This window comes from Haloferax gibbonsii ATCC 33959 (genome assembly GCF_000336775.1).
GTDB classification, from domain to species: Archaea; Halobacteriota; Halobacteria; order Halobacteriales; family Haloferacaceae; genus Haloferax; species Haloferax gibbonsii.
Window position 1 is genome coordinate 25,231 of the sequence record NZ_AOLJ01000012.1, and the last position, 25,329, is coordinate 50,559.

A 25,329-nucleotide genomic window follows, 5' to 3' on the forward strand; every position below is an offset into this window, starting at 1 on the left:
CGCTCGCGCGACGAATCCAATCCGTCTTTTTCACCCGACGCGGCCGACCCCGCTCAGAGCCGTCGCTTCAGCTCCGCGGCCGTCTTCTCGCCGACGCCGGGCACGTCCGTCAGGTCCTCGACCGACGCCTCGCGGACGCCCTCGACGCTGCCGAACCGCGTGAGCAGCGCCCGGCGGGTCTTCTCGCCGACGCCGGGCACGTCGTCGAGGACGGTCTTCACCTCGTCGCGGAGCGTCTGGTGGTACTGGACGGCGAAGCGGTGGGCCTCGTCGCGGACGCGCTGGAGGACGTGCAGGTGCGGCGCGTCGTCCGGCCAGTCGAACGTCCGGTCGGGCGTGACGACCAGTTCGCGGTCCTTGGCGATGCCGACGGCGGGCACGTCCCAGCCGGTCTCCTCGAGGGCGTCCAGCGCGGCGTTCAACTGTCCCTTCCCGCCGTCGATGAGGAGTAAGTCGGGGTCCGGGCGGTCGTCGCGGCCTTCCAGCGCGCGGGTCGCCCGCCAGCGGACGAGTTCTCGCATGTTCGCGTAGTCGTCGTTGCGCTCGGGGAGTCGCCGCCGGCGGTAGTCCGAGGTTTCGGCGCTCCCCTCGACGAAGCACACGTCGCTGCCGACGACGGCCTTGCCCTGCGCGTGGCTCACGTCGAAGCCCTCGATGCGGGAGACGCGTCGCACGTCGAGGTCGAGTTCGCGGGCGAGCGTGGCGAGCCCGTCGTCGCGGCCGGCGCGCCGGCGGGCGTTCTTCAGGGCGAGTTCGATCAGTTTCGCCTCGCGGCCCGCGCCGGGGACGCGGACGCCCACGCCCTCCGATTCGAGCCACGCGACCACGTCCTCGTCGTCGGGATGCTCCGAGAGGACGACCGCGTCGGGGAGTTCGCGTTCGGCGTAGAACTGCGCGAGGAACGCCGAGAGGACGGCGGCCGTGCGGTCTTCGCCCTCGGGGGCGTCGAGGTGGTGCCGCGTCCGGTCGACCAGTTGCCCGCGCTCGGCGTGGAGCCGGGCGACGGTCGCCGAGTCGCCGCGGAGCGAGACGCCGAGCACGTCGATGGCGCGCTCGTCGGACTGCGACGAGACGGCGTCCTCGCCCGCGCCGTGGAACGACTCGACGACTTCCAACCGGTCGCGGAGGTTGGCGGCGCGCTCGAACTCCGCGTCCTGTGAGGCCGCCTCCATCTCCCGGCGGAGCGGGTCGGCGAGGACGCCCGTCTCGCCCTCGAAGAAGCGGACCGCCGACTCCACGTCCTCGCGGTAGTCGCGCTCCGCGATTTCGCCGGTACAGGGGGCCGTACACAGCCCCATCTCGTAGTCGAGACACGGCCGCGAGCGGTTCGAGTACTTGTGGTCAGAACAGCCGCGGAGGCCGTAGGTCTCCCGAATCGCCTTCACGACCGTCTCGACGCGGCCCTTGTCGGTGTACGGTCCGAAGACGGTCGCGGAGTCCTCGGGGTCGCGGGTGACCTCGATGCGCGGGACCGCGTGGGCCGTCAGTTGGACGAGCGGGTAGGACTTGTCGTCCTTCAGGCGGACGTTGTAGCGCGGCTGGTGGCGCTTGATGAGGTTGGCTTCGAGGAGGAGCGCCTGCGTTTCAGTGTCGGTAACGGCGAAGTCGATGTGCTCCGCGCGGTCGACCATCCGGGAGATACGCTCCGACCGCGGGTCGGCGTACGACCGAACCCGCGCGCGGATGTCGACGGCCTTCCCGACGTACAGCACCGTGTCGCCGGCGACGAACTGGTACACGCCGGGGTCCGACGGAAGCGCGCTGGCTCGTTCGCTGACCGCGGCAGGGTCCATCTGGGGTGGCTTACCGCGCGAAGGGCTTGAGGCTGACGCGTCGAGCCAGCGGGGCGGCCGATTCGGCCGTCTCGCCGCCCCGAAAATTATCTGATTTGATAATCTGCTCGAAAGATACTCCTGTGATGCTCTGAAACGTGGCCTCTAATGTCACTTGGTATACTCTCACGCGTCCGCTCGTGGTTCGGTGAGGAGACTCCGTTACCGGACGGCGGAATCGTCGCCGGTTCCGCCACGGACGCGCCGGACTTGAACGTCGACGACGACGTACTGCTCGACGGCGTCGGCCTCCCGGCGTTCGTCCTCGACGAGCAGGGTCGCATCGCGGCGTGGAACGCCGGCGTCGAGTCGTTGACCGGCACGTCCGCGGACGCCGCGCTGGGCCGACGCGACCTCGGTGATGCCTTCTACGGCGACTCCGCGGCCAGCGTGCTCGCGGGGCAGGTCCTCGACAACCCACTCGACGCCGCGGCGCTCGACGGCGTGGAACTCGACGACCCCGACCGCCTGCTCTACGCCGTAGAAGAGACGTTTGCGGACGTGAACGGCGACGACTGCCACGCCCGGCACACGGCGATGCCGCTCTACGAGGGCGACGAGCTCGTCGGCGTCCTCCAGACCGTCCGCAACCGGACGACGGAAGTCGAGCGCCACCGCGAGGTCGCCGCGCTCGTCTCCGAGGTCGAATCGACGCTGACCCAGTTGAGCGGGGGCAACCTCGACGCGCGGGCGACGATAGACGAGAGCGGGGCCGTCGACGACCAGCTCTATCTCGTCGTCGACGCGGTCAACGAGACGGCGCGCAACCTCTCGACGCTGGCGTCGAACGTCGAAGACGAGACGGAGACGGCGACCGCGGCGGTCACGCGGGCCGCCTCGGCGGCCGACGCCATCGTCGATAACGTCGAAGAGCAGCGCGACCTCCTCGACGAGGGCGCGACCCAGATGCAGCAGTTCAGCGCGACGATGGAGGAGGTCGCCGCGACCGCCGACGAGGTCGACACGGCGGCCACGGAGGCGCGGCAGGCGACCGCCGAGGGCCGCGAGGCCAACAGCGAGGCGCGAGCGGCGACCGAGAGCGTCGTCACGATGGGCGACGAGCTCGTCGACCGCGTGACCGAACTCGGCGGCCGCATGGACGACATCGAGGCGGTCGTCGAGGTCATCTCCGAGGTGGCCGAACAGACGAACCTGCTCGCGCTCAACGCGAACATCGAGGCCGCCCGCGCCGGCGAGGACGGCGACGGGTTCGCCGTCGTCGCGGAGGAGGTCAAGTCGCTCGCCGACGAGACGCGCCAGCACACCGAAGACATCACCGCGCAGATAGAGGACATCCAGTCGCAGACCGGCGAGGCGGTCCACGCGGCGACGGAGTCGAACGACCGCATCGAGCACGCCGACGACCGCATCTCCGAGATGCTGGCGGCGTTCGAGGAAATCGCCACCTCCATCGACACCGCCGCGGACGGCGTCGCGGAGGTCTCCCGCGCGACCGACGAGCAGGCCGAGGCGGTCGAAGAACTGACCGCGACCATCGAGGACGTGCGCGACCGGACCGTCGAGACCGAGGGCGCGGTCGACAGCATCGTCAGCGCGACCGACGAGAGCACGCAGGCGCTGTCGTCGCTCGCCATGGAAGTCGAGGAACTGACGGGCAATCGCTCCTGAGCCGGGTTCCGAACGGCCGGCGTCGATGCCGGCACGCGTAAGGGAACCCCGTCCGAACCACGGGGCATGAGCGACGACGACACGACGCGGCTCTGGTTGGTCGAGCGGTCCTACGACGACCGGGACCTCATCATCCTCATCTACGCGACGCCGGACGGCGAGTACGAACTCCGGAAGGAGCTCGCCGCGGCCGTGATGCACCAGCGCCGGATGACCGTGACCGCCGCCATCGACGCGCCGACAGAGAACCTCGAACCAGTAAGTGACGACGACCTGCGCGAGCGGTACGCGACGGAGGCCACGAAGATGGCCGACTCCCACGAACCCGACGAAGAGGTCTGAGGCGGCACAGCCGGCCGTCGACATCGACCGCCGATACCGGCCGTCGAACCCGACCGTATCGCACGACTGCGGCGATGTGACTCCTCCGTCTGACCCTCCGCTCGGCGCGGGAATGTTATCGCCCGTGATTTTTGCACCTAAAACCCTTTAACCCAGTACGACGCAGGCCCGCCCATGGCCGCCATCGAACTGAACGGGGTGACGAAACGGTTCGAAGACGACGAGGGACTGTTCGATTCTCTCCTCCCGTCGTCCGACGCCGACGCCGTCACCGCCGTCGACGACCTCACGTTCTCCGTCGCGGAGGGTGAGGTCTTCGGGTTCCTCGGTCCCAACGGTGCCGGAAAATCGACGACTATCAACATGCTTCTCGACTTCGTGCGCCCGACGAGCGGGTCCGTCCGCGTGCTCGGACACGACGCGCAAGCCGAGAGCGTGGCCGTCCGGCGTCGGACCGGCGTGCTCCCCGAGGGGTACGACGTGTACGACCGGCTGACCGGGCGCGAACACGTCGAGTTCGCCATCGAGTCCAAGGAAGCCGACGACGACCCCGACGAACTGCTCTCCCGCGTCGGCCTCGACCCCGACGAGGCGGACCGCCGCGCCGGCGGCTACTCCAAGGGGATGTCCCAGCGCCTCGCGCTCGCGATGGCGCTCGCCGGGAGTCCCGACCTCCTCGTCCTCGACGAGCCATCCTCCGGTCTCGACCCCGCCGGCGCGCGCGAGATGCGCGACATCGTCCGCACCGAGGCCGACCGCGGCGCGACGGTGTTCTTCTCCAGCCACGTCCTCGGACAGGTCGAAGCGGTCTGTGACCGCGTCGGCATCATGCGCGACGGCGAACTCATCGCCGAGGACACCATCGAGGGGCTCCGGAGCCGAATCGAGACCGACTCGGTTCTCCGCATCGACGTCGACGGCGACGCCGCCCTCGACGCTGTCCGCGCCCTCGACGGCGTCTCGTCGGTCGAGACCGACGGCGACCGCCTCATCGTCGGCTGTACCGACGACGCCAAGTCGCGCGTCATCGAGGCCGTCGAGGCCGGCGGCGCGACCGTGGCCGACTTCGAGACTGACTCCGCGTCGCTGGAGGACATCTTCCTCGCGTACACCGAGGGCGACGACTCCGCAGGCGAACCGGAGGTGACAGCATGACGCTCGAATCGGTCGCGCGCAAGGACTTCCGCGACGCTCTCCGGTCGCGGTGGCTCCTCGGCCTGACGCTGTTTTTCGCCCTCCTCATCGGCGGGTCGACGGCGCTGTTCTACGGCGTCCTGCTCTCTGGCGCGGGCGCGAACTCCGAGACGCTGTTCGGCCTCACCACCGCGCCCGGCGGGCTGTTCAACTTCTCCTACGCGGGCATGCTCGGGTTCGTCCTCGCGCTCATCGCGCTCGTGACGGCCCACGGCTCGCTCATCGACGAGCGCGAGTCGGGCACCATCAAGCTCCTGCTGTCGCTGCCGAACTCTCGGCGCGACGTGGTGTTCGGAAAGCTCGTCGGCCGCACGCTCGTCGTCATCATCTCGATGCTCGTCGGCTTCGTCGTCGCCCTCTTCGCGATGCTGTTCACCGGCGGGCAGGTCATGTTCGTCTCCTACGCGGGACAGGTCGCCCTCTCGGGGCTCCTCGCCACGGCGTTCGTCTCCATCGGCGTCTGGCTCTCCGCGACCTCGGCGTCCCAGCGACAGGCGCTGTTCGGCACCGTCGGGCTGTACTTCATCTTCGCCGTCCTCTGGTCGACGGTCGCCACGGGCGTCCCGCGGCTCGTCAACTGGGTCATCGAGCAGCTCGGTCTCACCGCGCTGACCGCGCCGCAAATCGTCCAGATGCGCCTTTTCATCAAGTACCTGAACCCGCTTCGAGCCTACGAGACGCTGGTCGCGGAACTGTACGGCCCCGCGGTCGCCGCCCGCCTGTTCAAGGCCGGACTCGGCGAGCGACTCGCCATCGAGGCGACCTTCAGCGAGGCACTTCCGTTCTACTTCACCGGGCCGTTCATCCTCGCCATCCTCCTCGCGTGGATCGTCGTCCCGCCGCTGCTCGGCTACCGCGCGTTCCAGAAGGCGGACCTCTGAGGCGGAGACGCGGGCCGCAGAGGCGGTAACGACCGCTTTCGCGACTCTCCCACCGACTGTCGACTATTCTGGTGGGTACGCCACGCCGCGCTCTGCGAGCAGGTCCTTGAACTCGGCTTCCGTGAGCGTCGGTACGTCGTTCGCGTCGGCGTCGTCGCGCTTCGACTGGCCGGGGTTCTCGCCGACGACGAGGTAGTCGGTGTTGCCCGAGACGGAGCCGGTGACGCTGCCACCGTGAGATTCGACGAGGTCCTTCACGTCGCCCCGGCTCGCGGCGAGCGTCCCGGTCACGACGAACGTCAGGCCGTCGAGTTCGTCGCCGCCCGATTCGACGGGTTCGGGGTCGACGCCGCGGTCGAGGAGCGCGCGAATCACGGCGCGGTTGTCCGCGTTCTCGAAGAAGTCGCGGACGCGGCGCGCGACCGTCTCGCCCACGTCGGGGACCGTCGTCAGGCGCTCTTCGAACGCGTCGAACTCGCCTTCGTCGGCGTCGGATTCGATGGGAAACGCCTCGATTGACCCGAACTCGCGGGCGAGACCGCGGGCGGTCGCTTCTCCGACCTCGGGGATGCTCAGGCCGACGAGGAACGAGTCGAGAGCGGGGTTCGTCGAGTTCTCGACGGCGGTCACGAGGTTCTCGGCGCTCGTCTCGCCCCACCCTTCTAACTCGGCGAGGTCGTCGGCCGTCAGGCCGTACAGGTCGGCGACCGTCTCGACGAGGCCGGCGTCGACGAGCTGGGAGACGCGCTCCCCGCCGAGGCCGTCGATGTCCATCGCGCCCTTGACCGCGAAGTGGCCGATAGAGGCCTCCCGTTGGGCCGGACACGAAAGCCCGCCCGAGCAGAACGCCAGCGGGCCGTCGCGGTCCACCGCGCTCCCGCAGACCGGACACTGGTCGGGGAACTCGTAGCTCCCGCCGCCGTCCTCCGTGACTTCGACCACCTGCGGAATCACGTCGCCGGCGCGCTTGACTCGGACTCGGTCGCCGACCGCGACGCCGAGGTCGGCTATCTCGTCGGGGTTGTGGAGCGTCGCCCGCGAGACGGTGACGCCGCCCACGTCGACGGGGTCGAGGATGGCGACCGGCGTGAGTCGGCCCGTTCGTCCGACCTGCACGACGATGTCGCGGACGGTCGTCACCTCGTGGCGCGCGGGGAACTTGTAGGCGAACGCCCAGCGGACCGAGCGACTCTTTTCGCCCAAGCGCTCGCGGGCCTCCCGCGAGTCCACCTTGATGACCGTCCCATCGATTTCGTAGTCGAGGTCGTCGCGGGCCGCCTGCATCCGGTTTCGGTAGTCGATGGCTCCCTCCACGTCTTCGGCGCGCTCGACGCGGTCGGCGACGCGGAGGCCCCACTCGCGCAGGCGGTCGAGCGCCGCCCACTGGCTGTCGGGGCGCGCGCTCGCGTCGAGGATGTCGTAGAAGAAGACCGCGAGCGGCCTGTCGGCGACGACCGAGGGGTCGAGGTTGCGGAGCGTCCCGGCGGCCGCGTTCCGGGGGTTGGCGAAGGCGTCCTCGCCGGCCTCGACGCGCCGGGCGTTGAGGTCGCTGAAGTCGGACTTCGGCATGTAAATCTCGCCGCGGACGGCCAGTCGGTCGGGGTGGTCGCCGCGGAGCGACAGCGGCACGGTCGGAATCGTCTTCACCTGCGCGCTCACGTCGTCGCCGCGTCGGCCGTCACCGCGGGTGGCCGCGCGGGCGAACTCGCCGCCCTCGTAGACGACTTCGACCGAGAGGCCGTCGAACTTGGGCTCGCAGACGTAGTCGACCGCGCCGACCTCGCGGCGGACGCGCTCGTCGAACTCCCGGAGGTCGTCGGCCTCGGTGCTCTGGTCGATTGAGAGCATTGGCGCGACGTGTTCGACCGTCTCCAGCGCGTCGATCGGCTCGCCGCCGACGCGGTTCGTCGGGCTGTTGGTCGTGTCGAGGTCGAACGCGCCTTCGAGCGCGACGAGGCGGGAGAACAGCGCGTCGTAGGCCGCGTCGGAGACGAGTGGGTCGGCCTCGACGTAGTAGCGGTGGTCGTGCTCGCGGACGGCTTCGCGGAGGAGCGCGGCCTGTTCTTCGGCCGCTTCGCGCGAGAGCGACTCGGCGGGTTCGAACTCGGTCGGCGGGTCGCGGAGGTACGGGTTCGACTCGGCGTCGATGTCGGCGTCGCTCATTGGTTCGGGTGTCGGCGGGACGGCGGGTAAACGCTCCGGGGTGACGGCGAACGGCGACGTTCCGGCCGCGACGACTCCCGCCCGAACCGCGCCGCGTCACGCGAACAGGTAGGCGACGCCGAGCGCGGACATGAAGACGCCGACGAACCGCGTGAGCGTCACGTTCCACTCGGCGGGTTCGACCTCGTCGTTGGGGGTCTTGCTCCCGATGGCGTCGACCCGCTCGCCGAGTTTCGACACGCGGTAGGGGAACGCCGCCGCCGGGAGGCCGACTGCGAGAAAGACGGCGGCGACGAGGAGGAAGTCTCCGGCCATGAAACCGGTCTTCGGTCTCGGGGAATAAGCGTGTTGGCGACGACGGTAGGCGAAGCCGGGGATGAGACTGTGCGCCGACGATTCGGCTCTCGCCGACCGCTCACCTGCGGTTCACGACCATCTCGACCGACCCCTCGGGTCGGAGCGTAATCGAGGGGTCGAACGACAGGTCGTGGGTCGGGTCGACCGTCCACGACCGGGCAATCGTCGCCAGCGCGAGACGCGCTTCCAGCATGGCGAAGCGGTCGCCGATACACCGCCGCGGGCCGCCGCCGAACGGGAAGTAGGCGTACTTCGGGAGGTCGCGCTCGAACGCTTTCGTCCACCGGCTCGGCCGGAAGTCGAGGGGGTCGTCGTAGAACCGCGGGTCGCGGTGGAGCACCCACTGCTGGACCGAGACGGTCTGTCCGGGTTCGACGCGGTAGCCGCCGACTGCGTCGGGTTCGGCGGCCTCGCGGATGAGTTCCCACACCGGCGGATAGACCCGCATCCCCTCCTTGACGACCTGCTCGGTGTAGGTCAGATCGTCGAGGTCGCCGAAGCCGGGGCGCTCGCCGTCGAGGACGGCGTCGAGCTCCTCGCGGAGCGTCGACGCCTGCTCGGGGTTCGTCCCGAGGAGGTGGAGCGTGTAGGTGAGCGCCAGCGCGGTCGTCTCGTGGCCGGCGAGGAGGATGGTCACGAGTTCGTCGCGTATCTGCTCGTCCGACAGGGAATCGCCGTCGTCGTCGCGGAACGTCAACAGGAGCGAGACGACGTCGTTGGCCTCGGGGTCGGGGTCGTCGTCGCGGTGCTCGGTCACGATGCGGCCGACGACCTCGGTGAGGTCGTCCAGCGCCTGCTGATACCGACGGTTGCGCGGAGTGGGGACCCACCGCGGCACGTCCACCGGGCGCTTCATCGAGGTCGACGAGTAGTCCATGACGGTTTCGAGGGCGTCGCCGACGGCGGACTCCTCCTCGCGGATGTCCACGTCGAACAGCGTCTTCGCGGCGATTTCGACGGTGAGGCTCATCATGTCCTCGTGGATGTCGCGTGTCTCGCCGTCCTCCCACGACGACAGCATGCGCTCCGTGTAGTCGACCATCACCTCGCTGTAGCGCCGGAGCATCTGCGGGAGGAACGCCGGCTGCATCAGGTGGCGCTGCTGCCGCCAGAACTCGCCCTCGCTCGTGAGCAGGCCGTCGCCGAGGACCGTCCCGAGCGATTCCTGAAACAGCTCGCCTTTGATATACCGCTGGTTCTCCTGTACGAGGACGTGCTCGACGAGTTCGGGGTCGCTCAGCTGGTAAAACGAGATGCCGCCGATGTCGTACTCGGCGACCGGACCGTACTCGCGGGCGACCTCGGTGACGAACGCGAGCGGGTCGTCCGCGTACCGAAGGGTGTGGTGGACCACGGGCTTCGACGGGGGACTCGGCGGTCGTTCTCGACCGCCTTGCGTCGCTTCTGACATGGATGAAGCTACGGGCGGAACCGGGATGGCGCTACTGCCGATGCCGGCCGGCCCTTTATATCGTGGTCCACCAAGTCGGCGACGCGACGCCGGCGGCCGTCACCCGAGCCGGTTCATCACGCGCGATTCGACCTTCCGGAGGTGTTCCGAGACGGTGCTCTGCGAGCAGCCGAGTTCGGCGGCGAGTTCCTCGACCGACACCCGACGCGGGATGTCGTAGTAGCCGCGCTCGACGGCGGCCTCGAGGACTTCGCGCTGGCGGGCGGTGAGGTCCGCGCGGACGCCGCCGCGGACCGGTTCGTAGTCCGAGAGGCCGTCCACGCAGAACGCGTCGGTGAGCGAGTCGGGCAGCGACGCGACCGCGCCCGAGAGCTGCGCGTGGCTCCCGAGGACGTTGACGACGACGCCCTCGCGGGTGAGCCGAATCGGCGTGTCGAGAAGCAGGTCGTGTTCGTCCACGAGTTCGAGGAGGCGGCGCACGTCGTCGTCGGGGACGAGATGAACGTGGCAGACGACGCCGCCGTCGGCCGTCTCGCCCGCGTCGAAATCGACGATATCGGGGTGGTCGGCCAGCCGCGCCTCGATGTCCGGCGGCGCGTCTTCGAGGACGCAGAGTTCGACCACGGTTCCGTCGGGCCGGAGCCGCAGGTCGCGAAGCTCCCCGCGCGGGTGTCGGCCGTCGACCGCGAACACGTCGTACGGGCTCCCGAACGGGTTCTCGTCGGCGTCGAAGTGGGCCCGGAGACACTTCATGCGTTACATCCTCCCTCGCGCCGCCGAGGTATGCAAGTTACTCTCCGACGCGGACCGTCCCGTTCCCCCGCGCTCTCCTCCGGACCGGCCGCCGCTCCCCGACCGCAACCACGGGCAACGCTTGCCGTAACTGACGGTTATTCCTCTGTCGAAGATTATGCACCTCATACATGAATCGAGGCTTCCGCACGCTCGGCCTCCACGCCGGACAGGACCCGGACCCGGCGACAGGGGCCCGCGCCCCGCCGCTCTATCAGACCACGTCGTACGTCTTCGACGACGCGGACCACGCCGCGGACCTGTACGCCCTCGAAGCCGACGGCGACGTCTACTCCCGCATCTCCAACCCGACGACCCGCATCCTCGAACGCCGCCTCGCCGCCCTCGAATCGGGCGTCGACGCGGTCGCCACCGCCTCCGGGATGGGCGCGCTCGACGCGCTCACGACCGTCCTCGCGTCGGTCGGCGACAACGTCGTCCTCTCGGAGGACATGTACGGCGGCACGGCCTCGTACTTCTCGAAGACCGCCGTCAGGCGCGGCGTCGAATCTCGGACCGTCGAGACGCTCGACGTGGACGCCTACGAGGACGCCATCGACGAGGACACCGCCTTCGTCCACGTCGAGACGGTGGCGAACCCCTCGCTGAAGACGCCGGACTTCGAGGCCATCGCCGAGGTCGCCCACGAGAACCGCGTCCCGCTCGTCGTTGACAACACGTTCGCCACGCCCGCGCTCTGTCGCCCCATCGAACACGGCGCGGACATCGTCTGGGAGTCGACGACGAAGTGGCTCCACGGCTCCGGCACGACCGTCGGCGGCGTCGTCGTCGACGGCGGCACCTTCCCGTGGGACGCGGCCGACTACGACGAGCTCTCCGGCGAGAACCCCGCCTTCGGCGTCGATTTCGTCGAGCGGTTCGGCGAGCGCGCCTTCGCCGAGGCCGTCCGCCAGCGCGCCGTCCGGAGCACCGGCAGTTGCCAGTCGCCGTTCGACGCCTGGCAGACGCTTCAGGGCGTCGAGACGCTCGCGCTCCGGATGCGCGCCCACTGCGAGAACGCCCGGCAGGTCGCCGAGTTCCTCCGCGACCGCGACGGCGTCGCGTGGGTCACCTACCCCGGCTTCGAGGACCACGAGACCCACGACCTCGCCTCGGAGTACCTGCAGGGCGGCTACGCCGGCATGGTCACCTTCGGCCTCGACGGCGCGGACGACGAGGCGGCCTACGGAGCCGCCAAGACCGTCTGCGAGTCGGTCGACCTCGTGAGCTTCCTCGCCAACATCGGCGACGCGAAGACGCTTCTCATCCACCCCGCGTCGACCACGCACGCCCAGCTCTCGATGGACGAACAGCGCGCCGCGGGCGTCGCGCCCGACATGCTCCGACTGTCGGTCGGCATCGAGGACGCCGCCGACATCATCGCCGACCTCGACCAGGCAATCGAACACGCCCTGCGTCAGCAGGCCGACGGGGGGTCGGAGGAGCCATGAGCCGCACGCGAACCACGCCCGGTCGCCGGGTCGAATCCGACGTGGTCGACATCGGCGAACACGAGTTCGAGTCGGGCGAGATACTGCCCGACCTGCAGGTCGCCTACGAGGCCTACGGCGAGTTCGACGGGCAGAACGCGGTCCTCGTCTGTCACGGTCTCACCGGGAGCCAGCACGTCGCCGGCCACGGCACCGAGTCGGGCGTCTCCGGGCAGGCCCGCGCGTGGTGGGGCGACATCGTCGGACCGGGCAAGGCGCTCGACACCAACGACTACTACGTCATCTGCGTGAACGTCCCGGGGTCGTGTTACGGCACGAGCGGCCCGGCGAGCGAGGGTCCCGACGGCGAGCCGTGGGGCACGGACTTCCCGCCGGTCACCGTCCACGACTGGACCCGCGCCCAGCGCCGCCTGCTCGACCACCTCGGCGTCGGCCGCCTCCACGCCGTCGTCGGCGGCTCCGTCGGCGGCATGAACGCCCTCGACTGGGCCGTGCAGTTCCCCGACGACGTGGAGCGCCTCGCCGTCGTCGCCTCGGCGGCCCGCCTCGATTCGCAGTGCCTCGGCATCGACGCCGTCGCCCGCCGCGCCATCACCTCGGACCCGAACTGGAACGGCGGCGACTACTACGGCGAGGACCGCGCCTCGCCCGACGCGGGCCTCGGACTCGCCCGCCAACTCGGCCACCTGATGTACCTCTCGAAGGACTCGATGGAGCGCAAGTTCGGCCGGCGCTCCGCGGGCCGCGGCGACCGCGGCGACGCCTTCCCGTCGGACCCCGCGGCCGCGTTCTTCCCGTACCGCGAGGTCGAGTCCTACCTCGACTACCAGGCCGAGAAGTTCGCCGAGCGCTTCGACGCCAACTCGTACCTGTACCTCACGCGCGCCATGGACGACTTCGACCTCTCGGAGGGTTACGAGTCCGACGCGGCCGCCCTCGCCGCCTTCGAGGGCGAGTCGCTCCTCGTCTCCTTCACCGGCGACTGGCACTTCACGACCGAGCAGTCGGAGTCGCTGGCGGGCGCGTTCCGCCGCGTCGACGCGCCGGTCGCCCACCACGTCGTCGAGTCCGACCACGGCCACGACGCCTTCCTCGTCGAACCCGAGAAGGTCGGGCCGCCGCTCGGCGACTTCGTCGACGAGGGCGTCGCGGGCCGCGCCGTGACCGACACCGCGACCGACGGCGGCGAACCCGACGAGGAGAAGGACTTCGCACCGGTTCACTCCTCTTTGTTCTCGCGCTGACGGTCCGGCCGTCGTCCCGCCTGCTGCCCGGCAGTCTTCCTCTTTCGCGTCGGTCCCGCGTCGCAGAAGCCGGCGGGAATTGCGACCGACACCCCGCTTTACCCCCGTTCGATTCGACGTTCGGGTATGAGCGACGACAGTCCGGGCTTCCACACTCGGAGTCTCCACGCCGGACAGAGCCCCGATTCCGCGACGGGCGCGCGCGCCCCGCCGCTGTACCAGACCACCTCGTACGTCTTCGAGGACGCCGCCGACGCCGCCGCGCAGTTCGCCCTCGAAAAGCCGGGACACATCTACTCGCGGCTGATGAACCCGACCGTCGGGATGCTGCAGGAGCGCCTCGCGTCGCTCGAAGGCGGCGTGGGCGCGGTCGCGACCTCGTCCGGGATGGCCGCGTTCGACCTCGCGACCTTCCTGCTCGCCTCTGCCGGCGACAACATCGTCTCCGCGTCGTCGCTGTACGGCGGGACCTACACCTACCTCACCCACACCGTCGAGCGCCGCGGCGTCACGACCCGGTTCGTGGACACGCTCGACGTTGACGCCTACGAGGAAGCCATCGACGACGACACCGCGTTCGTCCACCTCGAGACCATCGGCAACCCGGCGCTCGTGACGCCGGACATCGAGGCCATCGCCGAGGTCGCCCACGACCACGGGACGCCGCTGTTCGTGGACAACACGTTCGCCACGCCGTACCTCTGTAACCCCATCGAGCACGGCGCGGACCTCGTCTGGCAGTCCACGACGAAGTGGATTCACGGGGCCGGAACGACCATCGGCGGCATCCTCATCGACGGCGGCACCTTCCCGTGGGACGAGTACGCCGACGACTACCCCGAAATCGCGAAGCCGAACCCGGCGTACCACGGCGTCAACTTCGACGAGACGTTCGGCCCCGCCGGCTTCACCTACGCCGGTATCGCCCGCGGCCTGCGCGACCTCGGCAACTCCCAGTCGCCGTTCGACGCGTGGCAGACGCTCGAAAAGCTCGAATCGCTCCCGCTTCGGATGCGCGCGCACTGCGAGAACGCGCAGGCTGTCGCGGAGTTCCTCGACGACCACGAGAAGGTGTCGTGGGTGAACTACCCCGGCCTCGAATCCCACGAGACCCACGAGGAGGCCTCGAAGTACCTCGACGGCGGCTACGGCGGCATGATTACCTTCGGCCTCACCGACGGCTACGAGGCGGCCAAGGGCACCGTCAACAACGTCGAACTCGCGTCGCTCCTTGCCAACGTCGGCGACGCGAAGACGCTCGTCATCCACCCGTCGTCCACCACCCACCAGCAGCTCACGGAAGACGAACAGGCCGCCGCGGGCGTCACGCCCGACATGGTCCGCCTGTCGGTCGGCATCGAGGACGTCGACGACATCATCGACGACCTCGACCAGGCGATTCGCGCCGCGTCGAACTGAACTGAGGGCGCTCCCCTCGGGCGAGTCGTTTCCGGCCGCCGCGTCGGCGGACTGGCCGACCACCGACCGCCGTTCCTTTTATTCCCGCGCCAGTAGGTACCTCCGTGGTAGAAGCACTCCTCTTCGTCGGTTTCCTGGTGGCAGTGTTCGTCGGGTTCAACATCGGCGGCTCGTCCACGGGGGTCGCCTTCGGTCCCGCGGTCGGGAGCGGTGTGCTCGGCAAACTCGCCGCAGCGGCCCTGATGACGGGGTTCGCGCTCCTCGGCGGGTGGACGCTCGGGAGGGAGGTCGTCGCCAAGATGGGCGGCGAAATCGTCCCGCAAAGCGAGTTCACCCTCGCGGCGAGCGTCGCCGTCCTCTTTTTCGTCGGCCTCGCGCTGTTGGTCTCTAACACCTTCGGCGTCCCCGCCTCCACGTCGATGACGGCGGTCGGGGCCATCGCGGGCCTCGGCCTCGCCAACGGGTCGCTCGACTCCGGCGTGATGCTCGAAATCATCTCGTGGTGGATCGTCGCGCCCGTCATCGCCTTCTGGATCTGCGCGGTCATCGGGCGGTACATCTACCCGTATCTCGACGCGTGGCTCAAACTCGACCAGAGCCCCGGCGCCCTCGTCAGGCTCGACCGCGACGGCGGCGTTCCGCGACCGCGACTCGGGCCGAACACGACGTACCGCGAGTTCGGAAGCACCGTCCTCGTCGTCGTCGTCGCCTGTTACATGGCGTTCTCCGCGGGCGCGTCGAACGTCGCCAACGCGGTCGCCCCGCTCGTCGGCAACGGCGCGCTCGAGATGAACACGGGCATCCTCATCGCCGGCGGCGCCATCGGGCTCGGCGCGTTCACCATCGCCCGTCGGACGCTCGACACCGTCGGCAACGACCTCACGCAGTTGCCCATCCTCGCGGCGCTCATCGTCGAGACGGTGAGCGCGTCGCTCATCTCCTTCCTGTCGGCCATCGGTATCCCCGCCAGCCTCGCCGTGAGCGCGACGATGTGCATCGTCGGCCTCGGCTGGGGACGTGCGACCCGAACCGTCACTCTCGGCGAGGCCCTGAGCGGCGGCGAGGCCCCGCAGGTATCGGTCAACGCACTCACCGTCGAGCGCGAGGACGAGGTGCCGAAGATGGGCGAGGAAGCGCCCGACGAACTCTCCGCGCAGGACCTGTTCGACCCCGGCACGACCGGGCGGGTCATCTTCTTCTGGATGCTCACGCCCTCGCTTTCGGCCCTCGCGTCGTACGCGCTGTTCTCCGCTGGCGTTATCTGAAGCGTTCAATCGCCGCGTCCGTCAATCCGGAACTATCACGGTCAACAATGTAACAAACGGGCGGCCGCCGCCGCGGCGCGGGTCGAATTCGGCGCACGGAACAGCAAAGTCTAATGGGGTGGCCTTCGAATCCTCTGTCGATGCCCACGGTAACCTACCTCAACTACGAAGTTCTCGACGACAACGGCTGGGACCTCGACGACGACGACCTCTTCGAGCAGGCCGCGGACGCCGGTCTCGACGCCGAAGACTACGGTGAGATGGAAGTCAACCAGGGCGAGTACATCCTGGAAGCCGCCGAGGCCCAGGGCTACGACTGGCCCTTCAGCTGCCGCGCAGGTGCCTGTGCGAACTGTGCGTCCATCCTGAAGGAGGGCGAAATCGAGATGGACATGCAGCAGATTCTCTCCGACGAGGAGGTCAACGACAAGAACGTCCGTCTCACCTGCATCGGTTCGCCGGTCGAGGACGAGGTCAAGATCGTCTACAACGCGAAGCACCTCGACTACCTGCAGAACCGCGTCATCTAAGGCGCTATCCCGAACATTTCTTTCGACGCGTCGCACCCGTGACCGACGGGTACGCCGTTTCCGCCCCCGTCCGAGCCGAGAGGCCGACAGCGATTTGTCCCGCCGACCGGTCGCTCCACCCGTGTCGAGAGTCACGACCGTCGTCCGCGAACTCCGCCCCGACGATTCGCTCCCGAGCGAAGCGACCGAACTCGGTCGACTCGGGCTCTTTCTCGCCTGTCTCACGGTGGCGAGCGCGGCCAGCTACTGGGTCGCGCTCAGGCTCCGCGGCGTCCCGATAGTCGGCACGCTCGCGTCCCCGAACGTCGCCGGCCTCGCGGTTCCGACGCTGGTCTACGCGCGCCATCGCGGCGTCTCGCTCTCGTTCGGGCTTCCCGGGCGCTCCCGACTCGCCGACGCGGCGGCGACGGTTCTCGCTCCCGCGCTCGCCGTCGTCGCGACGAGCGTTGTCTTCGCGGCCGGGTTCGACGCCTCGCTCGCCGCGCTCCTCGGGTGGACGTACCACCCGGAAGCGTCGGTCGCGACGGCGGCGGTTCGGACCGCCGAAGACGCGGCACTCGCCGGCCTCGGGTTCGGGATTCTCGTCGCGGCGGTGTTCGACCTCGCCTCGTCGCGGGTCGGACTCTCGTCCGCGCGCGCCGTCGCTGCGACGGCCGCGCTCGCGACGTTCTTTCGTTCGGTGCTCCGCGACGCCGCCTTCACGCTCGTCGTCTTCCCGAAACCCTGGCGGGTCGGCGTCGTCTCGCTTCTCCTCGTCGCCGCCGTCTGCGGCTGTGTCGCGGTCGGCGTGACGTATCGGAGCGCGGCCGAGCGGTCGATTCGACCCCTCTCGCGCCCGACGCTCGCTCCCGCGTTCGCCTTCGGACTGCTCGCCGTGGCCGCGCTCGGAACCGTCTTCGCCGACGTTCCCGGCAGCGTCGAACACGCCCTGTGGGCGCTCGCGTTCGGCGTGGCCGCCCTCGGCTTCGGCCGCTCGAAGTCGGCGTGGGTTCCCGCGGCCGCGATGGCACTGTTCTCGCTTTCGATTCGGCTCGTCGGCTTCGTCGAACTCGCGTTGTTCTGACCCGCCGCCGGGGTCGGTTTCAGGATTGATACCCGTCCCGAACACCTAACTCCCCTGCCCCCAGTCTGCGGGTATGTTCGGTATCGGAACGCTCCCCGACCTCCTGCGGTTGGTGGTGCTCCCCGTCCTCGCGTGGACCGCGGTACGCGACGTCCGCACGCGGCGCGTCCCCAACGTCGTCTGGTATCCGCTCGCGGCGCTGGGGCTCGTCCTGCTCGCGTGGGAACTCCTCGGCCACCTGCCGCCGGAGACGGTGCTCGACCGGCTGTACCTGATTCGCGTCGGCGTGAGCGTCTGTTTCGTCGTCCCGCTTTCGTACCTGTTCTGGCGGCTCGGCGGCTTCGGCGGCGCGGACGCGAAGGCGCTCATGGTGTTCGCCGTCCTGCTCCCGACGTTCCCCAGTTACGTCGTCGCCGGGACGGAGTTTCCGCTCGCCGCCACCCGCCTCGGCGTCTTCTCGATGACGATTCTCACGAACACGGTCATCGTCGGCCTCGCCTACCCGCTGTTCCTCGCCGCCAGGAACCTCGCCGACGGCGAGTTCGAGTTCCCCATCTCGTTCGTCGGCCGCCGCGTCTCCGTGGGGTCGCTCTCGGCGGCCCACGGCCGCCTGTTCGAGTCGCCCGAGGGAATCACGCGGAACGGACTGGACCTCGACGCGCTCCGGATGTACCTCCGCTGGCGCGGCCTCACGCTCGCGGACCTGCGTTCGGACCCGGACGCCCTCCGCGACCCCGACAGCATCGGCGAGACGTTCGACCCGACGGACGGCGCGGTCCACCGCGCGGCAACCGACGGCGGCGCGTCGCCCGACCTCGACGACGAGGATGCGGTAGACGGCGATACCGCGGCTGCCGGCGCTGGAGGCGACACCGCCGCAGCCGACGCGGACGCGTCGTTCGACGACCCGTGGGGCGCGGCCCGCTTCCTCGACAGCATCGAGGGCACCGCCTACGGCACCTCGCCCGAGAAACTCCGCGGCGGACTGGAACTCGTGACGACTCGCGAGTCGGTGTGGATTTCGCCGGGCATCCCGTTTCTCGTCCCCATGTTCGTCGGTCTCGTCGTTGCGTTCGTCTACGGCGACATCCTCTTCGGCGTCCTCGGCGCGCTCGGTATCGTCTGAGCACGCGGGGGAGAGTCGGGCGTCGTTTCCGCGCGGCGACGCACAAGAGATAACCCCGGCCACCGCGTGACCCGAATCATGACCGTCGATGTCGACTTCGGCGAGGACGGCCTCGTCCCCGCCGTGGCGCAGGACGCCGACTCCGGAGAGGTGCTCATGCTGGCGTACGTCTCGCCCGAGGCGCTCGACCGAACCGTCGAGACGGGCCGGGCGCACTACTACTCGCGGAGCCGCGACGAACTCTGGGAGAAAGGGGCTTCGAGCGGCCACACACAGGAGATTCGGGAGGTCCGCGTCGACTGCGATGCGGACACCCTGCTGTACCTCGTCGACCAGAACGTCGGCGCGTGCCACACCGGCCACCGGTCGTGTTTCTACCGCACCGTCGAGGGCGAGAACGTCGGCGAGCGCGTCTTCGACCCCGACGCGGTCTACGACGACGAGTGACCGATGCGAGCCGACCGATGACGGGCGCGACCGCTCCGCCGACCGTCGCCACGACCGCGACCGACGGGTCGACCGACCGATGACCGCGGTCGCCGGCCGATGCTGAACGTCAATCCGGTTTCCGTGGTCGCCATCGTCGTGGGGCTGGGCTGTTTCGCCCTCGGCGGCCGGCTGCTCAAGAGCGCCGCGGCCGCCCGTCGGGTCGCCCGCTCCGACGACCCGGAGTTCGTCCTCGACCCGACCCGCGAGGACCCGCCGGACGACGAACTCGGCGGCGACGACCTCGAACGCGGCTTCATGCTGTTGGTGTTCGGCGCGCTGGCGCTCCTGTTCGCGGCGATTAGCCTGTGAGCGGCGCGCGAAAAGAGACTCCTTCTCCCCGGTGCTATCGCCGAGTTACAGCGTCGCGACCGCGGTTCGAAGCGCGTCGGCGGCGTCCTCGGCGAGTTCGGTCGCGCGTTCCTCGGAGCGACCCTCGGCGTAGACGCGGACTTTCGGCTCGGTTCCCGAGGGGCGGACGAGCACCCACGCGTCGCCGTAGTCGAGGCGGTAGCCGTCGGTCGTGTTCGGCGTCGCGTCGGCGGATTCCGCGTAGTCGGCGGCGGCGTTGAGCATCGCCGTCAACTCGGCTTCCTCGTCGTATTCGAGGTTGATGCGGACGTTGTAGTAGTCCTCGTAGGGCGCGACGAGTTCGCTCGGCGGGCGCTCGGCGACGAGTTCGAGGAACTTCGCCGCGATGTACGCGCCGTCGCGGACGAGGCGGTAGTTGGGGTAGAACACTCCCCCGTTACCCTCGCCCGCGATGGGGACGTTCCGACCCTCGCGCCAGAGTTCGCGGATGCGGGTGATGAGGTTCGTCGCGCCGATGGGCGTGAGTTCGAGGTCGGCTCCGACCTCCTCGCAGACGTCGACGAGGCGCTGGGAGACGTTCACCGCGGAGACGGTCGCGTCGCCCGGTTCGAGGGCGGCGGCCGCGAGGGCGGCCAGCGACGCCTCGCCGGAGATGCACTCGCCGCGCTCGTTCACGAAGACGGCCCGGTCGGCGTCGCCGTCGTGGGCGATTCCCACGTCGGCGTCGGTCGCGCGGACGAGTCGTTCGAGGTCGCTGAGGTTCTCGGGGACCGGCTCGGACTGGCGGCCGGGGAAGTGGCCGTCTGGCTGGGCGTTGACCGTGCGGACCTCGCAGCCGAGTTCGCGGAGGAAGTCGGGCGTGACGAGCGACCCGGCGCCGTGGCCGGGGTCGAGCGCGACCGTGAGGTTCGCGTCGGCGATTTTCTCGCGGTCGACGCTGGCGAGGAGGTCCTCGCGGTAGTCGTCGTTCGCCGTCTCGACGCGCCGGGTCTTCCCGACGGCGTCCCACTCGGCCACGTCGAACTCCTCGGCGAGGATGTGGTCTTCGATGCGCTCTAACTCCTCGACGGCGAGTTCGACGCCGTCGTCGCCGACGAGTTTGACGCCGTTGAACTCCGGGGGGTTGTGCGAGGCCGTGATGACGACGCCCGGAACGCCCTGGTTCTCGCAGTACCGGACCGCGGCGGGGGTGGGGACGACGCCGAGGTCGTCCACGTCGACGCCGACGCTCGCCAGCCCGGACTCGGCGGCGTTGACGAACATCTCACCCGTCGTTCGGGTGTCGCGTGCGATGGCGACCCGGTCTGCGTTCCAGACCGTGCCGGCGGCCTTGGCGACGCGGAGGACGAACTCCGGTGTGAGGCTCTCACCCACCACGCCGCGGGTGCCGCTGGAACCGAAGAGTTTCATTGAGTGTGTGTGCACCCCGGCGCGACAAAGCCGTTCCGAACTGGTGGCTCGCTCGGTCCGTTCGTCGCCCGATTCGCGTCGCCCACTCCGGGGTGTCGCACCCGGGTCGTCGTATTCGGTATCTCGGTCGCCGTATCCGGTGCGTTTACGCACGTCGCTCGCCCACGGTGGCGTATGTTCCCGGAGTTCGAAGTCGTCCCCGCGGTCGACATGCAAGACGGCGAGGTCGTCCAGCTCGTACAGGGCGAACGCGGCACCGAGAAGACCTACGGCGACCCGGTCGAGGCCGCCCGCCGCTGGGTCGACGCCGGCGCGGAGACGCTCCACCTCGTGGACCTCGACGGCGCGTTCGAGGGCGAGCGGAAGAACGCCCCGGCGGTCGACGCCGTCCTCGACGCGGTCGACGTGCCGCTCCAACTCGGCGGCGGCATCCGCACCGCCGACGACGCCCGCGACCTGCTGGACCGCGGCGTCGACCGCGTCATCCTCGGCACCGCGGCCGTCGAGAACCCCGACATCGTCGCCGAACTCGCCGAGGACTACCCCGACGGCGTGATGGTCAGCCTCGACGCGAAAGACGGCGAGGTCGTCGTCTCCGGCTGGACCGAGGGAACCGGCCTGGACCCCGCCGAGGCGGCCGCCCGGTACGAGGAACTCGGCGCGGCGGCCATCCTCTTCACCGACGTGGACGTCGAGGGACAGCTCGAAGGCGTCCACCTCGAGACGACCTCGGCGGTCGTCGACGCGGTCGACATCCCCGTCGTCGCCTCCGGCGGCGTCGCCTCGCTCGACGACGTCCGCGCGCTCCGCGAGGCGGGCGCGGCGGCGACCGTCGTCGGCACCGCGCTCTACGAGGGGCGGTTCACGCTCGAAGAGGCGATAGAGGCGTAGTCGCCGACGAGACGCGCCGCACCGAGGCGCTATCCGTCCAGATACGCGAGAACGGCCGCGGCGAGGCTCTCGACGGTCCCGTAGACGCCGACGGCGACGAACAGCGCGCCGATAATCGCGGTCTCGGGACGCGAGGTCGCGAGGAACGGCCCCGAGAGGACGAGCATACTGACAGTCACCACGTCGCGTTTCGGGCTGGCGGTCGCTCCGCGCCGCATCAGTCGCTCGCCTCCGGACGACTCGATTCCAGTCGCATCGGTCGGTTATCGCCCACTCAGGACGCCTCCGCCGAGTACCGCCGCGCCGACCGCGAGCGTCACCAGTGCGACGCCGAGCGCGACAGCCACCCCGGACCGGGCGGTGAGCAGGAGTCCCCCGACGCAGATGGTGTAGCCCACCACCAGCGCTCCCTTTCGCTGCATACCCCACGGTACACGTCCGAAACCATGAACGTCCGTCAGACGAGCGTCTGACGCTGCGGCGGGCTGCGGTCGCCTCCGCACGACGAGAATCCCTATATGCGCGGCCCGCTTCGAACGCGACATGAGCGACGCCGACCGACGCGCGGCCGTCTCCCGCGAGACGTCCGAGACGACCATCGACGTGACGCTGTCCATCGACGGCGACGGCGACGCGGTCGTCGACACCGGTATCGGGTTCTTCGACCACATGCTGGAGGCCTTCGCCAAACACGGCCTGTTCGACCTGACCGTCCAGTGCGACGGCGACCTCCACATCGACGACCACCACACCGTCGAGGACGTGGCCATCGTCCTCGGCGAGGCGTTCACCGAGGCGCTCGGCGACAAGCGCGGCATCGTCCGCTACGCCGACCGCAAGGTCCCGCTCGACGAGGCCGTCGCCTCCGTCGTCGTGGACGTGTCGGGCCGCCCCTTCTTCGAGTTCTCCGGGGAGTTCTCACAGCCCTACGTCGGCGAGTTCACCAGCCACATGGCCGAACACTTCGCGATGTCGCTGTCGATGAACGCCGGCCTCACGCTCCACGCGGGCGTCGAGGGCGACAACGCCCACCACGAGGTCGAGGCGCTGTTCAAGGCGCTCGCGCGCTCGCTCGACGACGCGACCCGCGTGGACCCGCGGCGCTCCGACACGCCGAGTACCAAAGGAAAACTGTAGTCGCCAGTCCGCCCCGTTCTCCCCGACCTCCCGCACTCGACTCTCAGGGTCGCCGGAGCGTCCCCGAGTCGTCGACGAGCAGACCGCGTTCGACCGCGTAGTCGAAGATATCGGCGACCTCGTCGTCCTCGAGGTCGTACGCGCCGGACGCCAGCGCCTCGACTTCCGCCCGCTCGACGGGGAACTCGCGGTTCTGGAGGATGCGAATGACCTTTCGGAACTTCGGCGGCTCCTCGCTCCGGTCGGGCGACCCGCCGCTGGTTTCAGTCTCATCGTCGGCGTCCGAGTCGGCCCCACTGTCGGTCGCTTCGGCTTCGTCGTCGGTCTCGTCGGTCTCCCGAGCGGCACCGTCGGACTCCTCGGTTTCGGTCTCGGTTTCGGTGTCGCCGTCGTCGTCCGCGTCGTCTCCCGAGACGTCGCTGTCGCCGTCGTCGGGCGAGTCGTGATCGGCCGGCTCCGGCGGCGTCGGCGCGGGGTCGACCGCGTTCACGTCGACCGAGGCGGCCTCGCCGCCCGACCCGCTCGCGGTCCGCTCCGGTGCCGCGGACGCGCCCGTCTCGGCCCGCGCGTCGTCGGGTACGTCGACGCCGGCGTCGACGCCGAGTCGGGAGAGAAGCGGCGCGATGACCTCGCTCAGCGTCTCCTCGCAGTGTTCGCAGAGGACGACGCGGCGCTGGTCGTCGGCCGGCGTCAACTCCGGCGGCAGTACCTCGAACACGCCGACGGCGTCGGTCCCACAGAAATCGCAGGTGCGTAGCTCGCGCATGCACGACGGGTATCCGCGCCGACGGTTAAACCCACTCCCCGGCCGCGGCGTCGGTCGCCTGCCCGCGGCGTCGTCCACCCGACGCCCGCGCGACGCCTCCAGTCAGCCGCCGTCGGCGACGTACCACTTAATGCACCCGCCCGCAAATCCCCCGACCAACGAATGTTCGACGAGATTATGGAGAAGTTCGAGGGCAGCCCGAGCCAGCAGGCCGTCATCCGGCTCCTCCTGGAGCGGGGCTTTTCCGTCAACGACCAGGGACGGGTCGTCTCGGGCGGCATCGAGATACCGAACACCGGCATCGCCCGCGAGGCCGACGTGGACAGGCGAGTCGTCGACTCGACGACCGACGCAATCCTCGCCGACGAGGAGCTTCGGCGAATCTTCCAGAACATCTCGTCGATTCCGAGTCTGATGGACCTCGCGCCGGTGCTCAACCTCTCCGTGCTCACCGTCGAGGTGGCCGACGCCGACGAGCCCGGCATCGTCGCCACCGTCACCTCGAAGCTCGCCGACGCGGGCATCTCGATTCGCCAGACGATAAGCGAGGACCCCGAGTTCACCGACGACCCGAAGCTCTACATCATCACCGACGAGCCGATTCCCGGCGACCTGCTCAACGACCTGTCGAACCTCGAATTCGTCCGCCGCATCATCATCGCCTGAGCCGCCCCGTCGGCTCGCGGATGTTCTGTCAACGCAGCAATAAGACTCTTGTAACTTCACGTGGTAGCTGTTCGCATGGTGTCCATGCGCAGTTGCATGTGTTGTGGTGAGCCGATTTCCGAGACGCGCCACCTCTGCGGCGTCTGCATCCAAAACGGGTGTACGTCGTACGCGGACGCCTGCGGACAGTAGCAGTCGCGCGTCGTCTCCCGCCCGAACACCCGTCGCCCTCGGCCGGCCCTCGCCGACCCCATGCCGTCCGGGCCGGGCCGACGACGCCCCGGTGCGAACGCTTTTCCACGCCGCGACGCCAACTCGGTGGCATGACCGACGCCTATCGAACCGTCGCCGGCCGGGCCGACGCCCGCTTCGAGGTCAACGGCTCGGAGTTCATCGGCTACGTCTCCCCCGCGGAGACGGTCGAGGAGGCGGAGGCGTTCGTCGCCGAAATCGAGGAGCGCCACCCCGACGCCACCCACAACGTCCCCGCCTACCGGGTGCCCGCCGGGTCGGCCTCGTCGTCGGTTCCCGGCGGGGGGAACGTCATGCTCCGCGAGTACCAGAGCGACGACGGCGAGCCGAGCGGCTCGTCGGGAAAACCGGCGCTCAACGTTCTCGTCCAGCAGGACGTGCGCAACGTCGCCGCCGTCGTGACGCGCTACTACGGCGGCACCAACCTCGGCGTCGGCGGCCTCGCCCGCGCGTACTCCCGGGCCGTCAAGGAGGCGCTCGACGCGGCGGGCGTCGTCGAGGAGATTCCCCACGAGCGGTTCACCGCGACCGTCGAGTACGACGACTCGGGGAGCGTCCGCGGGCTCCTAGAGAGCGCGGGCGTCGAGTTCGAAGCCGCCTACGAGGCCGACGTGTCGTTCGAGGTCCGCGTTCCCGTCGAGGACGGGGCGGACCTCCGCGACCGCATCAGAAGCGCGACCAGCGGCCGCGCGGACATCGAGTAGCGCAGT

At 69.5% G+C, this 25,329-nt stretch carries 26 protein-coding genes; 17 read left to right on the forward strand and 9 right to left on the reverse strand.

Features of this window, described 5'->3' with window-relative positions:
* Positions 1-53: 53 nt before the first annotated feature.
* A complete protein-coding gene (locus C454_RS07340) occupies positions 54-1,793 on the reverse strand; it encodes an excinuclease ABC subunit C (protein ID WP_004974084.1) in 1,740 nt (579 codons plus the stop codon).
* A gap of 147 nt (positions 1,794-1,940) precedes the next feature.
* Between C454_RS07340 and C454_RS07345 the strand changes: the two genes are divergently transcribed.
* From C454_RS07345 to C454_RS07360, 4 genes are all read left to right on the forward strand, one after another.
* Positions 1,941-3,461 (forward strand): methyl-accepting chemotaxis protein, encoded by a 1,521-nt coding sequence (locus tag C454_RS07345; protein ID WP_004974085.1) that lies wholly within the window; start codon positions 1,941-1,943, stop codon positions 3,459-3,461.
* A gap of 66 nt (positions 3,462-3,527) precedes the next feature.
* Positions 3,528-3,803 carry a hypothetical protein gene (locus C454_RS07350; RefSeq protein ID WP_004974087.1) on the forward strand — a complete coding sequence of 92 codons (276 nt, stop codon included), beginning with the start codon at positions 3,528-3,530 and terminating at the stop codon, positions 3,801-3,803.
* 174 nt (positions 3,804-3,977) lie between these two features.
* Positions 3,978-4,958, forward strand: coding sequence for an ABC transporter ATP-binding protein (locus C454_RS07355; protein WP_004974090.1), 981 nt, complete (start codon positions 3,978-3,980; stop codon positions 4,956-4,958).
* Entirely contained in the window at positions 4,955-5,878 is a 924-nt protein-coding gene (locus C454_RS07360; RefSeq protein WP_004974092.1) for an ABC transporter permease, read from the forward strand. Before C454_RS07355 ends, C454_RS07360 begins: the two co-directional genes overlap by 4 nt.
* Positions 5,879-5,941: 63 nt before the next feature.
* Here C454_RS07360 and ligA read toward each other — a convergent pair whose 3' ends face one another.
* The 4 genes from ligA to C454_RS07380 all read right to left on the reverse strand — a co-directional run bounded on the left by ligA (position 5,942) and on the right by C454_RS07380 (position 10,562).
* Positions 5,942-8,041 carry an NAD-dependent DNA ligase LigA gene (gene ligA, locus C454_RS07365; protein WP_004974095.1) on the reverse strand — a complete coding sequence of 700 codons (2,100 nt, stop codon included), beginning with the start codon at positions 8,039-8,041 and terminating at the stop codon, positions 5,942-5,944.
* Between the two features lie 96 nt (positions 8,042-8,137).
* A complete protein-coding gene (locus C454_RS07370; RefSeq protein WP_004974097.1) occupies positions 8,138-8,356 on the reverse strand; it encodes a hypothetical protein in 219 nt (72 codons plus the stop codon).
* Between the two features lie 100 nt (positions 8,357-8,456).
* Positions 8,457-9,809 carry a cytochrome P450 gene (locus C454_RS07375; protein WP_049905029.1) on the reverse strand — a complete coding sequence of 451 codons (1,353 nt, stop codon included), beginning with the start codon at positions 9,807-9,809 and terminating at the stop codon, positions 8,457-8,459.
* Between the two features lie 99 nt (positions 9,810-9,908).
* Positions 9,909-10,562, reverse strand: coding sequence for a helix-turn-helix domain-containing protein (locus C454_RS07380; protein ID WP_004974100.1), 654 nt, complete (start codon positions 10,560-10,562; stop codon positions 9,909-9,911).
* A 170-nt stretch (positions 10,563-10,732) separates the two neighbouring features.
* Here C454_RS07380 and C454_RS07385 point away from each other — a divergent pair, with 170 nt between their 5' ends.
* From C454_RS07385 to C454_RS07425, 9 genes are all read left to right on the forward strand, one after another.
* Complete coding sequence (locus tag C454_RS07385; protein ID WP_004974102.1) at positions 10,733-12,052, forward strand: O-acetylhomoserine aminocarboxypropyltransferase/cysteine synthase family protein; 1,320 nt, start codon at positions 10,733-10,735, stop codon at positions 12,050-12,052.
* Positions 12,049-13,296: a homoserine O-acetyltransferase MetX gene (metX, locus tag C454_RS07390; protein ID WP_004974103.1), complete on the forward strand. Its 1,248-nt coding sequence runs from the start codon at positions 12,049-12,051 to the stop codon at positions 13,294-13,296. The genes C454_RS07385 and metX overlap by 4 nt, the downstream gene beginning before the upstream one ends.
* Before the next feature lie 126 nt (positions 13,297-13,422).
* On the forward strand, positions 13,423-14,715 hold the full coding sequence (locus tag C454_RS07395; RefSeq protein ID WP_004974105.1) for an O-acetylhomoserine aminocarboxypropyltransferase/cysteine synthase family protein: 1,293 nt from the start codon (positions 13,423-13,425) through the stop codon (positions 14,713-14,715).
* Positions 14,716-14,858: 143 nt separating this feature from the next.
* Positions 14,859-15,980: an inorganic phosphate transporter gene (locus C454_RS07400; protein WP_004974107.1), complete on the forward strand. Its 1,122-nt coding sequence runs from the start codon at positions 14,859-14,861 to the stop codon at positions 15,978-15,980.
* A gap of 140 nt (positions 15,981-16,120) precedes the next feature.
* Positions 16,121-16,510: a ferredoxin Fer gene (gene fer, locus C454_RS07405; RefSeq protein WP_004974109.1), complete on the forward strand. Its 390-nt coding sequence runs from the start codon at positions 16,121-16,123 to the stop codon at positions 16,508-16,510.
* A gap of 121 nt (positions 16,511-16,631) precedes the next feature.
* Positions 16,632-17,573 (forward strand): hypothetical protein, encoded by a 942-nt coding sequence (locus C454_RS07410; RefSeq protein ID WP_004974111.1) that lies wholly within the window; start codon positions 16,632-16,634, stop codon positions 17,571-17,573.
* Positions 17,574-17,646: 73 nt separating this feature from the next.
* Positions 17,647-18,699 (forward strand): A24 family peptidase, encoded by a 1,053-nt coding sequence (locus C454_RS07415; RefSeq protein WP_004974114.1) that lies wholly within the window; start codon positions 17,647-17,649, stop codon positions 18,697-18,699.
* A gap of 78 nt (positions 18,700-18,777) precedes the next feature.
* Entirely contained in the window at positions 18,778-19,146 is a 369-nt protein-coding gene (gene hisI, locus C454_RS07420) for a phosphoribosyl-AMP cyclohydrolase (protein WP_004974115.1), read from the forward strand.
* Positions 19,147-19,245: 99 nt separating this feature from the next.
* On the forward strand, positions 19,246-19,497 hold the full coding sequence (locus tag C454_RS07425; protein ID WP_004974117.1) for a hypothetical protein: 252 nt from the start codon (positions 19,246-19,248) through the stop codon (positions 19,495-19,497).
* A 45-nt stretch (positions 19,498-19,542) separates the two neighbouring features.
* Here the strand turns inward: C454_RS07425 and glmM are convergent, their stop codons facing one another.
* Entirely contained in the window at positions 19,543-20,907 is a 1,365-nt protein-coding gene (glmM, locus tag C454_RS07430) for a phosphoglucosamine mutase (RefSeq protein ID WP_004974119.1), read from the reverse strand.
* A gap of 174 nt (positions 20,908-21,081) precedes the next feature.
* On the opposite strand from glmM, the gene hisA reads away from it, so the two are divergent.
* The gene (gene hisA / locus C454_RS07435) at positions 21,082-21,798 is read left to right on the forward strand and encodes a 1-(5-phosphoribosyl)-5-[(5-phosphoribosylamino)methylideneamino]imidazole-4-carboxamide isomerase (RefSeq protein WP_004974120.1); all 717 of its coding nucleotides are present in this window, start codon (positions 21,082-21,084) and stop codon (positions 21,796-21,798) included.
* 29 nt (positions 21,799-21,827) lie between these two features.
* On the opposite strand, the gene C454_RS07440 is transcribed toward hisA, so the two are convergent.
* Positions 21,828-22,016 (reverse strand): hypothetical protein, encoded by a 189-nt coding sequence (locus tag C454_RS07440; RefSeq protein ID WP_004974121.1) that lies wholly within the window; start codon positions 22,014-22,016, stop codon positions 21,828-21,830.
* A 45-nt stretch (positions 22,017-22,061) separates the two neighbouring features.
* Positions 22,062-22,220, reverse strand: a complete 159-nt coding sequence (locus C454_RS21005; RefSeq protein WP_231608289.1) for a hypothetical protein — start codon at positions 22,218-22,220, stop codon at positions 22,062-22,064.
* Between the two features lie 121 nt (positions 22,221-22,341).
* On the opposite strand from C454_RS21005, the gene hisB reads away from it, so the two are divergent.
* Positions 22,342-22,935, forward strand: coding sequence for an imidazoleglycerol-phosphate dehydratase HisB (hisB, locus tag C454_RS07450; protein ID WP_004974124.1), 594 nt, complete (start codon positions 22,342-22,344; stop codon positions 22,933-22,935).
* Between the two features lie 43 nt (positions 22,936-22,978).
* Here hisB and C454_RS07455 read toward each other — a convergent pair whose 3' ends face one another.
* A complete protein-coding gene (locus C454_RS07455) occupies positions 22,979-23,701 on the reverse strand; it encodes a hypothetical protein (RefSeq protein ID WP_004974126.1) in 723 nt (240 codons plus the stop codon).
* Positions 23,702-23,863: 162 nt separating this feature from the next.
* On the opposite strand from C454_RS07455, the gene C454_RS07460 reads away from it, so the two are divergent.
* Positions 23,864-24,367 carry an ACT domain-containing protein gene (locus C454_RS07460; RefSeq protein WP_004974129.1) on the forward strand — a complete coding sequence of 168 codons (504 nt, stop codon included), beginning with the start codon at positions 23,864-23,866 and terminating at the stop codon, positions 24,365-24,367.
* A gap of 323 nt (positions 24,368-24,690) precedes the next feature.
* The gene (locus tag C454_RS07465; RefSeq protein WP_004974131.1) at positions 24,691-25,323 is read left to right on the forward strand and encodes an IMPACT family protein; all 633 of its coding nucleotides are present in this window, start codon (positions 24,691-24,693) and stop codon (positions 25,321-25,323) included.
* The last annotated feature ends 6 nt before the right edge of the window (positions 25,324-25,329 follow it).